Source organism: Roseateles sp. P1_C1_2 (assembly GCF_056406535.1).
Genome location: NZ_JBFUAB010000024.1, coordinates 21643 through 35423, shown reverse-complemented (window position 1 = coordinate 35423; position 13781 = coordinate 21643). Strand labels below are relative to the sequence as shown.

Below are 13781 nucleotides of genomic sequence, written 5' to 3'. Positions count from 1 at the left end.
GAGGCCGGCCCAGGGTCTGGGCACGGCCTTGACGACAGTGATGAATGGAACGGCAGGCCCGGCGTCTGGATTTGGACGCCGGCCTGCCGAACCCTCGATTCAATTGCTGTACAGCATTCCTCGACCGGTGCCACTGATGTAGATGCGGCCGTAGATGCCTTGATCGGCCGCCATGACGCCAATGCCGCCGAACTGGTTCGCGTCGTCGTTGAAGCGCGTCCAGGTGGCGCCGCCGTCGTCGGAGCGATGCACGCCCCAGACGCCGTTGCTGACGCCCACGACGTAGACCGCAGCCGAGTACGGGGCGCCCGCCTTGGCTTTGCCCAGTGCCACCGCAGAGGCGCCCTGCACCTGCGCCCATGGGTTGCCGACGAAGATCGACGCGAAGTTGCTCAGCTTGGTCCAGGTCGTGCCCGAATCCGTCGAGTGGTACACGGTGTTGCCATCGGCAAGCCAGAGGTCGCCCTCGACGTTGGGGTTGACCGCCAGCGAGGTGTTCCCGAAATAGTTCGGTGCCAGCCCCGCGTTCACCGAACCCTGACTCAGCGCGAACGTGTGACCGCCATCCGTCGAGACGTAGACCTTGCCGGGCGTGCCCCACCAGTTGCCACCGGAATCGTAGGCATAGACCTTGTTCGGGTTCTTGCGATCGGCGACCAGGTGGTAGGCGCGGGGGTAGATGCTGTTGATCGCCGGCAGATTGGTCGGCACCCAGGTGGCGCCGTTGTCCGTGGTGTAGGACGGCACCGAGTAGCCGGGTGCCCAGACCGCTTTGTTGCGCGCGGTGATGGCGATGCTCGCTTCCCCACCCGTGTTTTCCGCCGCGCCCGGTGCGTAGGTGGCGAACTTCGCCCAGGTCTTGCCGCCGTCGCCGGACCACATGCCGTAGGCGGTGTTGTTGCCCAGCACGACGCCGATGGTGGCCATGTACTGCGGATCGGACCACGCCATGTCGGCGGCGAAGGCGTTGCTCCAGCTGGTGGCCGGCGTCAGCGTCGGCTTGGTCGTGAGGTTGGTGTGCACCCAGGCGCCGACGTCACCCGTGCTGTTGATCACGGTGTACGTGGCACCGGCCGGCGGCGTGGCCAGGCCCAGGACGGCCGTCTCCTCGATGCCGTCGACCAACTCGTTCCAGCTCGGCGTGGCCGAGGACGCGTTGCGGGTTTCCCAGACCCCGCCGCCAGTGACGTGCAGCACGCGCTCCCGGTTGAGCGGATCGATCTCGACATCGTCGGGCCAGCCCCAGAAACCGCCATCGGCCGGCGTGTGCGGCATCATGGCCGCGATCTCGCGCCAGTTGCGGCCGGCGTCGTCGGACAGCCGGATGATCTGCTGACCGCTGTAGTTGCCCCAGGTGTTGGTCACGCCCAGCGCAATGCGCGTGGTAGCACCCGTGCCGGAGACCGACAAGCCACCGTAGCCGGCGGAGTCATTGCTGTTGAGCAAGGTCCAGTTGCTGCCGTCGAACTTGTAGAGGCGGGCGGGACCGCCGGCGCCCGGGCCGGTCTCCTTGGTGAAGGCCACATAGAACATGCCGTCAGCGGCGCGCACCATGTGCGGGATGTGATAGCCGGAGATCGGCACCGCGACCGGGGTCCACGAGGCACCGCCGTTGCTGGACTTGTACAGGTTCGAGGCCAGGCCGGCTGTCTGGACGTAGTCCGGCGCGATGGGCACGTAGATCGTCTGCGTGGCCGTGCCGCTGCCCTTGGTGCTGGTGTCGTAGACGACCGTCTCGACGCCCATTGCGCTGTTGATGCCCAAGGCATTGACCTGGTCCTGGGTCAGCTTGGCGCTCGACAGCGACGTCACCTGCGCCCAGGTGAGGCCGGAGTCGGCGCTCTTCCAAAGGCCGGCTGTGCGCGTGGCGTAGAACAGCGTCGACGGCTTGTTGGGGTCCACCATCAGGCGCTCGCCGATGGCCCGGCCGGGGTTGTTGCCGCCCAGGGGAAAGGGCAGGGCGACATAGCTCCACTGGTCACCGCGGTTGCTGGAGATGTACAGGCGGCCGTTGCCCCCGAACGTGTACATGCCGGCGCCCATGTAGACGCGCTGGTCGTTGTTCGGATCGACGGCCATGCTTTCGACGCCGTGGAAACTGGCCTCGCCGCCACCGAAGCCCAGGCCGTCGGTGATGGGCAGCCAGGACGAAGTCGGTTGGTTCCAGCGGTAGGCACCACCGACGTCGGTGCGCGCGTACAGCAGGTTGGGGGTGGTCGGGTGGAAGACGAGGCCGCTGACATAGCCGCCGCCGCCGAACTTCGTGCTCGTCCAGGTACCCACCTTGATGGAGAACGTCTGCTGGGTCTTGGCGCCACAGCTGTTGGTGTAGGTGGCGGTGGCCGTGCAGGCCGCAGGCGGCTGGATGGTCTGCTCGCGCGACGCACCGGCGGTGCCGCAACCGCTCCAGCTCCACATGCCGCCGGATGTCGGCTGCGGGCCGAGGATGGCCGAGGCGCCGGTCTTGATGGTGGCCGATGCCGTTTGTGTCCACGCACCGTTGGCGTTGATGTAGGGCGTGATGGCCGTCGGCGTGCAGTTGGCGCCAAGCGTCGCGTTGGCCGAGCCGGAGTTGTAGCTGCCCGCGTTGGTCGTGAACTTGACCCAGTACCAGTAGCGCGTGCCGGTGTTACCCGAGGCGTCGTTGTAGCTCCTGGCGCTGCTGCCCGGCACGGCAATGCGGATTCGGCCGTTGGGGTCGGCGTCGGTGTCGCGGAAGATCTCCAGCGACGTGACGGCGCCACTGACGGTCCAGCCCAGCTGGACGTTGCTGGCCGTGCCGGTGGCCGTGAGGCAGACGGTGGCGCCGCCGCCGCTGCCGCAGCTTTGCGCCTGGGCGAGCGAACCTGCGGTCGCGCCGAAGGCGAGCAGCAGGGCTGGTATCAAGGTTCTCATGTTCTACCTTTCAGTGAAGGTGCTCGGCCGGGTTGTCTCCACCGGACACGAGCGTTATGGCGGGGCGTAGTTCAATGCGTGGAGCTACATCCCGACAACGACGATGGATTTGGGTGGCGGCAAGGGATCAATGGATCAAGCATCCAGGCGGCGGTAGGTGAAGCGTTTCATGCGCACCTCACCGGCGCCGGCGGCAAACAAGGCCAGCCGCAGGCTGTGGAGGCTGTCGAAGGTGTTCTGGTGCATGACGGAGACCTGCTGCAGCCAGGGGTTGGGCATCCAGCAGCCGTCGCTGGTGGCGTGATGGAAGCTGACCAGATGGCGGCGATGCGTGAGCCTCAGGCGGTGATGGCGGCCCTGCACCGGTTGCTGCATCCAGCGATGCGCCTGGCCGTAGCTGTAGGTGTGCATGCCGTCGCCGTCGATGCCGATGCCGACGAAGCCGCGTGCGTCGTGAAAGAGGGCGAGGCCGCCCTGCGCGTCGCCGCTGATCTCGAACTCGAGTTCGGCCTCGTAGGCGTGGTCACCCACGACGCAAGTCAGCGGTGAGCAGTCGGCCAGGCTGCTGCCCTTGCCGGCGAGCAGAAGGCCTCGGTCGCCATGGCGTGCGCGCTGCAGCTCGTCCGGCCCGGCGTCGAAGAAGCTCCATTGATGGCCGATGCGCTGGCCGCTGAAATCGTCCGACAGCGCCGGCACGCCCGGGCAGGGTTGGGCCCAGCGAGGCTTGCGCTGGGGCCGACCGAGCGCGCTGCCGCGGGTACGGAACCAGCCGTCGCGACCCCATTCGATGGGCTGCAGCAGTGGCTGGCGTCCAAGGGTGCGGTGCCCTTGTTCGTGGCCGTGGCAGGCCAGCCACCAGTCGCCATTCAGCCCCTCCACCAGGCTGGCATTGCCACTGATGGACCAGGTCGCGTCGGCATTCTTGAGCGGGTTGAACGGACAGTCCTCCCAGGGCCCGAAGAGGGAGGACGATCTGGCAACCGTAAGGACGTGCTCGCCTGTCTGAGCGCCCGCGCCTGCGGATGCACGCAGCAGATAGAAGTGCCCTTCGCGCTGGATCAGCCGCGGGCCGGATGACGTGAACACTGCCTGCCCGGCGTCATGCTCGGTGAGTGCTGGCGTGTGAGCGTGGGCAGGTCCGCCCACCGTCGCGAGGCCGTCGTCGGTCAGCTGGATGCGGCGTACGCCATTCACGAACAGGTGGCGGCTGCCGTCCTCGGCGACGACGTGGCTGGCGCCGAAGCAATCCACCAGTCCGAGATCGATCGGGTCGCTCCAGGGGCCGGCAATGTCATCGGCCTGCACGACATGGATGGCCGCGCGACCGGCCTGCAACGCGGCCAGGTAAAGGAAATAGCGCCCGTCGTGCTTGACCAGGTCCACGGCCCCCACCGTGCCGATGGGGCGGGTCAGCGCAATACCGACCGGTGACCAATTCACGAGGTCCCGCGAATGCCAGATCACGGGGCCGGGTGTGAACTGCAGCGACGAACAGGCCAGGTAGTAGTCGGCGCCGTCTTTCAGGATGCAGGGATCGGGGTGGTCACCGGGCAGGACGGGATTGAGAAAGGTTCCGTCACCCAGGTCCGGTCGACGCTGCGCATGGGCGCTTGCAGCGTGCGACGCGACCGAAGGTATGACGAGGTCAATCATGGTCATGCGCCAGGCGTGAAATCGGCGGCGCCCAGATGGGCATGGCCGCGTTCATCCAGCTTCGCCGTGACGCGCTGGCCGAGGTAGCGCAGCGCGACGCTCGCCTTGGCCGGCCCGCGCAGGCGCACCCGCGTCAGTCGGCCAGCCTTCCAGTCGACATCCAGCTCCAGCCCGCCATGCGCCCGCACGCCGTGCAGTCGGCCCTCGGGCCAGGCCTTGGGCAGGGCGGCCAGCAGATGCACCTCGCCGCCCCAGGACTGCACGATCATCTCCAGGATGGCGGCGGCACCGCCGAAGTTGCCGTCGATCTGGAAGGGCGGGTGGGCGTCGAACATGTTGGGGTAGGTGCGCGCCGGCCCCAGCAGGCCTTGCAGGACCTTGTAGGCCCGCTCGCCGTCGCCCAGGCGCGTCCACAGTGCCAGCCGCCAGGCGGTGGCCCAGCCGGTGCTTTCGTCGCCTCGGGTGTTCAGCGTCTTGCGGGCGGCCTGGGCCAGTGCGGGTGTGTCGCGCACGTTGATCTGCTCGCTGGGGTAGACGGCGTAGAGGTGCGAGACATGGCGGTGCTGCTGGTCGGTGGCCGACGCATCCCAGTCCTCCAGCCATTCCTGCAGTTGGCCCTGCGCGCCGATGCGATCGGCCGGCAGGCGGGCTCGCGCCTTGCGCACGGCAGCGGTGAATGCCGGGTCGTCCTCGCCAAGCTGGGCCTGCGCCGCAATGGCCGCGTCGAACAGGTCGCGCAGGATCTGGCGGTCCATTGCCGGCCCGGCGCACAGTGCGATGTCGGCGTGGTGGTTGTTCTCCGGCGACTGCGACGGGGAGGTGACGAGGCCGCGCCCCTTGCGGTCTTCGACCAGCGTGTCGAGGAAGAACAGCGAGGCACCCTTGAACAGCGGCACGAGTCGGCGCAGCATGGCCGGGCTCGGGTTGTACTGGTAGTGCTGCCACAGCGTCGTGCACAGCCAGGCGCCGCCCGTGGGCCACATGCCCCACAACGGGCCATCGATGGGCGCGGTGGCACGCCACAGGTCGGTGTTGTGGTGCGCGACCCAGCCGCGCGCGCCATAGCTGTTGCGCGCCGTACGCGCGCCGGTGATGGCGAGGTCCTCCACCATCTTCAGCAGCGGCTCGACGCACTCGTCCAGGTTCGCCGGCCCGGCGGGCCAGTAGTTCATCTCCGTGTTGATGTTGATCGTGTACTTGCCTTCCCACGGTGGGTGCAGCACCTCGTTCCACACCCCTTGCAGATTGGCTGGCTGGCTGCCCGGCCGCGAGGACGACAGCAGCAGGTAGCGCGCGTACTGCACGTACATCGCCGCCAGCGCAGCGTCTGGCTGCCGGGGTACGCCCTTGATGCGGGCGTCGGTGGTGCGGGCACCCGCCTCGTGGCCACCGAGGTCGATGTGCAGGCGGCGGAACATCGCACGGTGGGCCTTGAGATGGTCGTCGCGCAGCCGGGCGAAGGGCTTGCGCGCGGCGGCGGCGGTGCGCTGGCACACGGCGGCCACCGGGTCGCCGCTGGTGTCCTGCCAGTTCACATAGCTGGTCTCGCCGGAGACGACCAGCGTCAACCGGCGCGCGCCGCGAACGCGCAGCCGGTCGCCGACGGCCTCGATGCGGCCTCCCCCCAAGTCCGCCACCGCCTGCACGCGCAGCGCAAAGCGCAGCTGGCCGGGGATGCCGAAGGCCTGCACGTTGCGGCCCTCGACCAGCAAGGCGTCGCTGCCGTCCGCTCGCACAGCCAACGACGCCGGCCGCTTCTCGGCGTTCAGCGATTCACGGTGGTCCCAGGGTGCGCCGACGAAGACGACGCCATCGGCGTCGTACCTGGTGTCGCCGAAGCCGCCGTAAGGCTGGTAGTCAGCGTGGCGGTAGCCGAGGTCGAGGTCGATCGTGCCATCGCCCTCGATCTCCAGCCGAATCACCGTCACCTGGTCCGGCACGCTGCAGAAGGTCTCGCGCCGGTGGCGGCCGCCGCCGTCGATGAAGGTGGTGACAGCGATGGCGCTGTCGAGGTCCAGGCTGCGGCGATAGCGCGCAGCGGCTTTCACGCCAGGGAAGTCGAGCAGCAGGTCGCCGGCGCCGCAGAAGGGCATCTGCTTGATCGGCTTGCCCATCAGCGCCTCGGAGACGAGCTCGTTGGCCTCCTTCCAGCGTTCCTGCTCGATGAGGCTGCGCACCTGGGGCAGGGCCTCACGGAACTTCGGGTTGTCCGGCACGTAGGGGCCGCCGCCGTAGAGCGTGTCGATGTTGAATTGCAGCCGCTCCTGCGCGGGGCGGCCGAAGACCATCGTGCCCAGGCGGCCGTTGCCGAGCGGCAGCGCCTCGATCCATGGGCCGGCGGGCTGGTCGTACCAGAGGCTCAACGCATCGGCGCTCACGCCGGCGGCGCCGGCCTGCACCCACTGCGGCAAGGCTGCCAGGAGGGAGGTGAGGGCGGGCGCCAGGGTGGAGGTGGCGACGAAGCCGCGGCGGGTGGTGGGGGTGATGTCCATGGGATCAGGGCCGCAACGGACCCTCCTTGAGGAGCTTCTGCAGCGTCGGGGCCATCGCGCGCTGCCAGAGACCGTAGCCCTTCTCGTTGGGGTGCAACAGGTCGGGCATGACGTCCTTGCCCAGCGTGCCGTCGGCAGTCAGCAGCGCGGCATTGATGTCGAGGAAGTGGACGTTGCGGCCGTCGGCATAGCCGGCGACGAGCTTGTTGACACGCTCGTTGATGCCGCGCAGGAAGTCGTCGGGCTTCTCGCCGCGCGGGAAGATGGCCAGCAGCAGCACCTGGGTGCCGGGCAGGCGCTGGCGGATCTCGTCGACCAGGCGCTTGATGCCGGCCGCCGTGGTGGCCGGGCTCTCGGCGCGGTGGCCGGTGTTGTTGGTGCCGATCATCAGCACGGCCACCTTGGGCGCAATGCGGTCGATCTCGCCATGCTGCAGCCGCCACAGCACGTTCTCCGTGCGATCGCCGCCAAAGCCCAGCGCCAGGCCGTTGAGCCCGGCGTAGTGGCGCTGCCAGACCTCGCGGCCCTCCTTCTCCCAGCCCTGGGTGATGGAGTCGCCGATGAAGACGATCTGGGGCGCCGTGCCGGCTTCGACGAGCTTGCGCTTCTCTTCGAGCTTCTCCTTGTGGCGCGGCAGCCACCAGTCGACGGCCCAGGACTCGTCGAGCATCGCCGGCGTGACGGACTCCGTGCGGTAGTCCGGGCAGGCAAGACCTGGCTTGGCCGCCTGCGTGATGCGAACGTTGGCCACGCTGACGCGCCCGCTGCCGGTGCTGTCGAGCGCAAACGGCAGCCTGATCTTGGAGAAGTCGGCGCCCTCGCGCGTGAAGCAGCTCATGGGCAGGGCGATGTGCTGCCAGCCCTTGCCGGCGGCGGCGCGTGCGGGTGCGATGAGGTTGACGCTGCGCTCGCAGCCGTCGCCGCAGGCCACCTTGGCGCGCACGCCGCCCTGGGCCAGCTCGCCGACGTCGAGGTCGAACTCCAGCGTGCCGCCGAGGTAGGGCCGCAGGTCCAGCGGCTGGCGCGACTCGAACCGCAACGTGGCCTGCCAGAGGTCCTTCCAGTCCAGCAGCACGGCCTCGCGTTTGCCGGCGCTGCTGAGCGTGCTGGCGCCCAGTGTGCTGGCGCGGGCGTACTCGGCCGTGGGAGCGGGTACGACGACGCTGTCACCACCCAGCTCGGCCTGGGCCTCCCAATGGCCGACGACGGTGCGCCAGGCGCTTGGCGGGGCCGGCAGGATGGTGATGTCCGGCGCCGTCTGCGCCAGGGCGCCGAAGACCGACGTGGTCAGCAGCGCGCCAAGGATGGCCGTGCGAACGCCGCTCACTTGTAGCGCCCCATCTTGACCTTCAGCACGCGTGGGTTGGCGACGAAGTTCAGGCCCCAGTCGTCGTCGCGTTGGACGAGGCGGGGCGGTTCAGTAGCGAGGGATGCGGAAGAGGCAAACAGGCAGAAGGCGGTGACGCTGGCGACGCGCTGGCTGGCAAGGGAAATCTTCAGCATGGCTGTTTTCGGGAATGACCGTGGCTACAGCCAGAGAGGCGCGCGTGCGGAAAGAGGGCCGTACGCATGCCGAAGATGGCCGCCCCTGCGGCCACTGCTGAAACTGCAATGCGGCGGTGGTTGTTCACCTGCGTCTCCTGTGGCGCGCCTGTACCGAGCGCTCTATGGGCTTGCCTTCCTGACGGCTCAACCCGCTGCCGAAGTGCGCGCGGGGCGACAGCGTTGTCAAAAGCTGTACGGTTCGCGCTTGGGTATCGGCAGCAGTGGTCAAACCAATTTGGTCTTGCCACTTTGCCACAGCCGAAAATCGGTCTTACCGGTGCATACCCGAATACCTGTCGTTCTCCGGCATTGACGCCCTACGGATCGAAATCAACTGTTTGCGATAACATTTGGTCTGTCCACTTTGTCAGGGAAGCAACATCCAAATGCCAAACCCCCACCGCGCCGGCGAAGTGCGTCGGCAATATCAGCTGGTCGCCGACAGGGTCCGTGCGCTGATCGAAGAGGAGGGAATCACCACGGGGTCCCGCCTCCCGGCAGAGCGTGAACTGGCGCTCCAACTCGGCGTTTCGCGGCCATCGCTGCGCGAGGCGCTGATCGCGCTGGAGATCGACGGCCGCGTGGAGATCCGTGGCGGTTCGGGTGTGTATGTCTGCACACCGCCACCGGATGGTGAACTGGCGACGTCGGCCCTCGGCGAAAGCCCAGCGGAGCTGGCGCAGGCGCGCGTCGTGGTGGAGAGCGCCATCATCACGCTCGCAGCGGCGCGGGTCACGAAGGCGTCCCTGCACCGGGTCGAGGACGCGTTGAACGCGATGCGGGAAGACCATGCGAATGGCCGCAAGCCCGTCGAGTCGGACCGCCGCTTTCATCAGAGCATTGCCGAGATGGCTGGCAACTCGGTATTGGTCGGCATGGTGGGAACGCTCTTCGATGGCCGGCACACCCCCATCGCGTCACGCATGAGCGGGCGGACCGAGAGCACTCACACCTGGCAGGCCGCTCTTTCCGAGCACGAGGCGATCTACCGTGCGCTGGAGGCTCGCAATCCTCAGGCCGCGGCCGCCGCCATGTGCAACCATTTGCAGGCCTCGCTGGGCCGCTGGGTCGGCGAGAGCAACGGGGCCGTCTGAAGCCTCGCTGCTGCAAGGCAGCTGGGGCTTCTGCCCATCGGCGGGGGCGCTATCGATCTTCGCCGAAGAGTCGGCCTGCACGGTCGCGCATCACATCACGGCGCCGAGCTGCCAGGGCACGAACTCGTTGTCGCCCAGGTCGTGTGTTTCGCTGAGCGTCGCGCGGCCCGAGGCGGTGTCCAGCATCAGGCGAAAGAGCGCCTCGCCGGCTTCGGCGACGCTCTGGGTGCCGTCCACGATGCCGCCGGCGTTGAAGTCCATGTCCATGCGCATGCGTTCGAACAGCGGCGTGTTCGTCGCCAGCTTCAGCGACGGCGTGGGCTTGCAGCCATAGGTCGACCCCCGGCCGGTCGTGAAGCAGATCAGGTTGGCGCCACCGGCCACCTGGCCCGTGGCCGACACGGGGTCATAGCCCGGCGTGTCCATGAAGACGAGGCCGGCGGTCTGCACGGGCTGCGCATAGCCAATCACGTCCATCAGCGTGCTGCTGCCGCCCTTGGCAACCGCCCCCAGCGATTTCTCGAGGATGGTGGTGATGCCGCCGGCCTTGTTGCCGGGCGAGGGGTTGTTGTCCAGCTCGGCGCCGTTGCGGGCTGCGTAGTCCTCCCACCAGCGCAGGCGGTCCAGCAGTCGCTGCGCCACGTCGGGTGATGCGGCACGGGCGGTCAGCAGATGTTCGGCGCCGTAGATCTCAGGCGTCTCCGACAGGATGGCCGTACCGCCGTGGCGCACCAGCAGATCGACCGCCGCACCGAGCGCCGGATTGGCGCTGATGCCTGAATAGCCGTCGGAGCCGCCACATTGCAGCCCCACGACCAGCCGGGAGGCAGCCACGGTCTGGCGGCGCGCCAGGCCGGCTTCGGCAGCCAGTTCGCGCACCAGCGCCTGGCCGCGCTCGATCGCCTCCCGGGTGCCGCCTTGCTGCTGGATGGTCAGGCTGCGCACGCGCGCCGCGTCGCCGATGCCATCGAGCAGCGCGCCGACCTGATTGACTTCGCAGCCGAGTCCGACCACCACCACCGCGGCGAAGTTCGGGTGGATGGCATAGCCGCGCAAGGTGCGCAGCAGCAGCTCCAGGCCTTCACCCGCGCTCATGCCGCAGCCGCTGCCGTGCGTGATGGCGACGACGCCGTCGACACCGGGCAGCGCCGAGCCGCCTTCGAAGGCGCGGGCGATCCCCTTGCAGACGCTGGCCGAACAGTTGACGCTGGATATCACGCCGATGTAGTTGCGGGTGCCGACGCGGCCGTCGGCCCGCACATAACCTTCAAAGCTGGCGGCCTCGTGCAGGCCGAGGGCCGGAGCTGCGCGGCCTTCAGCTGGCGATGACGGCAGCGCTGCGGCCATGCCGAGGTTGTGGGCGTGGACGTGCTCGCCGGCCGCGATCGGGGCGCTGGCCACGCCGATGGGCTGGCCGTACTTCAGCACCGGCTCGCCGGCCTGGATGGCCCGCAAGGCCACCTTGTGGCCGGCGTCGATCGGGTCCGTGACGTTCAGCGCTATCCCATCGGGGCGAGCGACGTCGGTTCCCGGGGACAGGGGAACGCGTGCCACCGCGACGTTGTCGCGGGCATGCAGCACGATCAGCGCGTCTGCTGGCAGCAATTCAGTCGACATGGAAGACGCATTCCATGGCCGCCCAATGCTCGCCGGCGGCGCGGCTTTCCAACGGAAGTTGGCAGGGGCTGCAGAAGGTCCACCAGCGGCGGGTTTCGACGTCGGCGGCGATGGCCGCCATGTCGGCCTCGTAGTCGCTGCCGTGGTACTCCCAGTAGCCGAACAGCAGGTTCTCCGGCTCGCGCAGGAAGATGCTGTAGTTGCGAATGTTGGCGAGGGCCAGGCGGGCCAGCACGGCGGGCCAGACGGCGGCGTGCAGGCGCTTGTACTCGGCGATGCGGCCCGGCTCGATGCCGATGACCATGCCCATGCGTTGCATTGCGTGTTCCTTGTTCAGTGGGCGGCGAGCGCGGCCCGCAGGCGCGGCTGAGGCAGCCCGGGCACGTGCTCGCGTGCGAGGTCGACGACCGGTTGCAGGCGCCGTGCCTTCTTGAGGACGTGGTTCTGGGCGATGTCGGCCAGGCGGTGGGCCAGGAAGGGGTTGAGCAACCGGTCGCGCAGCACGGCGAGGTAGTCGCGCGCCTCTTCGCCTTGTCCGAGCGCTTCGAACACCGGCAGCACCTCCTGCTCCCATGCCTGCTCGAGCGGGTTGCGCAGGGTGGGTTCATGCATGGCTTGACGCACGGTCATGTCGGCGGCGAGGCGGGCCGCCAGCCACCACTCGGCAAGCAGGGTGTGGCCGAGGTTGAGCAGGAACAACTTGAGCCGCTCGTAGCGGGCGAGGTCATCGGTAAGGATGATGTCGGGATGGCGGCAGGGCAGCTGCAACCGCGGCTGGGCCTCGACGGCCCACAGTGCATACGGCTCGGCCACGGCGCCCACGGGCTCCAGGGCTTCCGAGACGATGCGGTCCACCAGCGAATTGCCCCAGACCGGCTGTGTCTGCACCCAGTCGACGAAGGCGGGCGCGCATTGCCATGCCCGCGCCAGCGCCACGACCAGCTCGCGCAGGGCATCGCCGTTGCGCGACACCAGTTCGCAGGGCAGCAGCGTCAACTCGGCGCCCGGCCGAGCCTGCCAGCGGTCGTGAAGCAGCACAAGCAGCTTGGCGGGGAAAGAGGCGGGCGCCATGGCGCCGTAGGCCAGCAGGCCCGCGGCGTCTTCCGGCGCCAGTGCCCAGCCACCGTCGCCGGTGTTGGAGACGATCACCTGCACCGGCCCGCGGGCTCGTGCGCGCACGGCCGTCCAGTCGTCGGCGGCATGGAAGGCTTCACGCACGGACCTGCAGGTCTTGCGGGTCTCCACGGCCTGCCCGCCAGACAGTCCACGCACGATGATGTCGAAACCTTCGGTGCGCGCCAGCGCCTGCGTGCGCATCGTGCTGGCCGGGTTGCCGGTGCTCTGCACGACCGTGATGCCGCCCAGTGCCTCGCCGCGCTCGGCCGCTTCGCTGACGAACAGGTCGACATGCGCCTGCAGGAAACGGCTGGTGCCGAACTGCAGGATCGGCTGGCCTTCCCTCGTTGCCGGATTCAGCATTCGACGATGGCCTTGATGACGCCTTCCGCTGGGTCAAGCAGGCGCGGGAAGCCGACAGGTACTTCAGCCAGCGTCATGCGGTGAGTGGCGAGCGCCGCGTCGGGCACCAGGCCCTCCCGCATCGCCTTCATGACCGTCTCGAAGTCTTCCGTCGTGGCGTTTCGGCTGCTGAGCAGCGTGGCCTCGCGCTTGTGGAATTCGGGGTCGGAGAAGCGGATGTCACCCTGCACGATGGATACCAGCACGTAGCGCCCGCCGTGGGCGATGAAGCGAAAGCCCCGTTCCATGGCCCCGGGGTTGCCGGTGGCATCGAACACCACGTCGTAGAACTCGCCATCGGTGAGTGCCGACAGCTGCGCCTCGTCGCCCTCGCCGAGCGGCACGGCCGCAGCCACGCCGACATGCTTCAGCGCGAAATCGAGCCGGTCTTGGCGGCCATCCAGGGCCGTGACGACCGCGCCGCGCAGACCGGCAAAGATCATTGCGCCAATGCCGATCGGGCCTGCACCCACCACCAGCACGCGCTGGCCGGCGGCGACTTCGCCGCGCCGCACGGCATGCGCACCGATGGCGAGGAATTCCAGCATGGCGGCCTGGTCCAGCGTGATGTCGCCTGCCTTGCCAACGAAGCGCTGCGGCACGCTGACATATTCGGCGAAGGCGCCGTCGCGATGCACGCCCAGCACCTGGATGCGCACGCAGCAGTTGGTCTTGCCCTGGCGGCAGGCGATGCAGTGGCCACAGGACAGATAGGGCATCACGTAGGCCGCGTCGCCTGGCTTCAGGCCGCTGTCCGCGTCGGCTTCCTCCACGATGCCGGACAGCTCGTGCCCCATGACGCGGGGGTAGTTCAGATAGGGCTGGTGGCCCGTGAAGATGTGCAGGTCGGTGCCGCACACGCCCACACGCTTGACGCGCAACAGCACCTCGGCGGGGCCGCGCTCCGGGCGCGGGCGGTCGTGGGCGACGAGGATGCCGGGGGATTCGCAGGAAACAGTCAGCATGG

The 13781-nt window shown here is 68.5% G+C and carries 10 protein-coding genes; 1 reads left to right on the top strand and 9 read right to left on the bottom strand.

Translation table 11 applies throughout. From position 1 onward, the window contains the following. Window positions 1-99: 99 nt before the first annotated feature. The 5 genes from AC1D2H_RS22655 to AC1D2H_RS22635 all read right to left on the bottom strand — a co-directional run bounded on the left by AC1D2H_RS22655 (window position 100) and on the right by AC1D2H_RS22635 (window position 8543). Window positions 100-2895, bottom strand: coding sequence for a WD40/YVTN/BNR-like repeat-containing protein (locus tag AC1D2H_RS22655; protein WP_478012546.1), 2796 nt, complete (start codon window positions 2893-2895; stop codon window positions 100-102). 135 nt (window positions 2896-3030) lie between these two features. Further along, window positions 3031-4548, bottom strand: a complete 1518-nt coding sequence (locus AC1D2H_RS22650; RefSeq protein ID WP_478012545.1) for a family 43 glycosylhydrolase — start codon at window positions 4546-4548, stop codon at window positions 3031-3033. A 2-nt stretch (window positions 4549-4550) separates the two neighbouring features. Further along, on the bottom strand, window positions 4551-7040 hold the full coding sequence (locus tag AC1D2H_RS22645) for a glycoside hydrolase family 95 protein (RefSeq protein WP_478012544.1): 2490 nt from the start codon (window positions 7038-7040) through the stop codon (window positions 4551-4553). 4 nt (window positions 7041-7044) lie between these two features. Continuing rightward, window positions 7045-8367, bottom strand: a complete 1323-nt coding sequence (locus AC1D2H_RS22640; RefSeq protein ID WP_478012543.1) for a GDSL-type esterase/lipase family protein — start codon at window positions 8365-8367, stop codon at window positions 7045-7047. After that, window positions 8364-8543, bottom strand: a complete 180-nt coding sequence (locus AC1D2H_RS22635) for a hypothetical protein (protein WP_477930642.1) — start codon at window positions 8541-8543, stop codon at window positions 8364-8366. Before AC1D2H_RS22635 ends, AC1D2H_RS22640 begins: the two co-directional genes overlap by 4 nt. A gap of 428 nt (window positions 8544-8971) precedes the next feature. Between AC1D2H_RS22635 and AC1D2H_RS22630 the strand changes: the two genes are divergently transcribed. Then, window positions 8972-9679, top strand: a complete 708-nt coding sequence (locus AC1D2H_RS22630; protein WP_477930640.1) for a FadR/GntR family transcriptional regulator — start codon at window positions 8972-8974, stop codon at window positions 9677-9679. Between the two features lie 90 nt (window positions 9680-9769). On the opposite strand, the gene AC1D2H_RS22625 is transcribed toward AC1D2H_RS22630, so the two are convergent. The 4 genes from AC1D2H_RS22625 to AC1D2H_RS22610 are packed head-to-tail and all read right to left on the bottom strand — an operon-like array spanning window position 9770 to window position 13779. Further along, window positions 9770-11296, bottom strand: a complete 1527-nt coding sequence (locus AC1D2H_RS22625) for a UxaA family hydrolase (RefSeq protein ID WP_478012542.1) — start codon at window positions 11294-11296, stop codon at window positions 9770-9772. Beyond that, a complete protein-coding gene (locus AC1D2H_RS22620; protein ID WP_477903893.1) occupies window positions 11286-11615 on the bottom strand; it encodes an L-rhamnose mutarotase in 330 nt (109 codons plus the stop codon). The genes AC1D2H_RS22625 and AC1D2H_RS22620 overlap by 11 nt, the downstream gene beginning before the upstream one ends. 14 nt (window positions 11616-11629) lie before the next feature. Then, a complete protein-coding gene (locus AC1D2H_RS22615; protein WP_478012541.1) occupies window positions 11630-12775 on the bottom strand; it encodes a mannitol dehydrogenase family protein in 1146 nt (381 codons plus the stop codon). Beyond that, window positions 12769-13779: a zinc-binding alcohol dehydrogenase family protein gene (locus tag AC1D2H_RS22610; RefSeq protein ID WP_477903889.1), complete on the bottom strand. Its 1011-nt coding sequence runs from the start codon at window positions 13777-13779 to the stop codon at window positions 12769-12771. Before AC1D2H_RS22610 ends, AC1D2H_RS22615 begins: the two co-directional genes overlap by 7 nt. Window positions 13780-13781 lie beyond the last annotated feature (2 nt).